Consider the following 258-nt stretch of genomic DNA (forward strand, 5'->3'; position numbering starts at 1 on the left):
GATCAGATCCGCCCGTCGCTGCGCAATCCGGACTGCGAAGGGCCTGAACAGGTGTATGCCATCGCGATGGACGTGGCGCGTCTGGCGGACAGGCCGGAGCTCGAAAAACGCATGCTGCTTTTTGGTGTGGTCACCTACGCGGCAGGCACGCTTGGCGATGAGCCGGTCCGCAGCCAGGGACATGTTCACCGTATTAGCCAGCACAGCGGATGGTCGCCCCCTGAGCTGTACGAAATCTGGCAGGGTAAAGCGATTATC

1 protein-coding gene is annotated in these 258 nt (G+C 61.2%); it reads left to right on the plus strand.

Annotated elements, in window-relative coordinates:
- On the plus strand, positions 1–258 hold a 258-nt coding region (locus RTW80_RS29900), incomplete at both ends, for a glucose-6-phosphate isomerase family protein (protein ID WP_312721782.1).

Origin of the sequence: Escherichia sp. AM3 (genome assembly GCF_032029835.1) — a bacterium.
GTDB classification, from domain to species: Bacteria; Pseudomonadota; Gammaproteobacteria; order Enterobacterales; family Enterobacteriaceae; genus Escherichia; species Escherichia coli.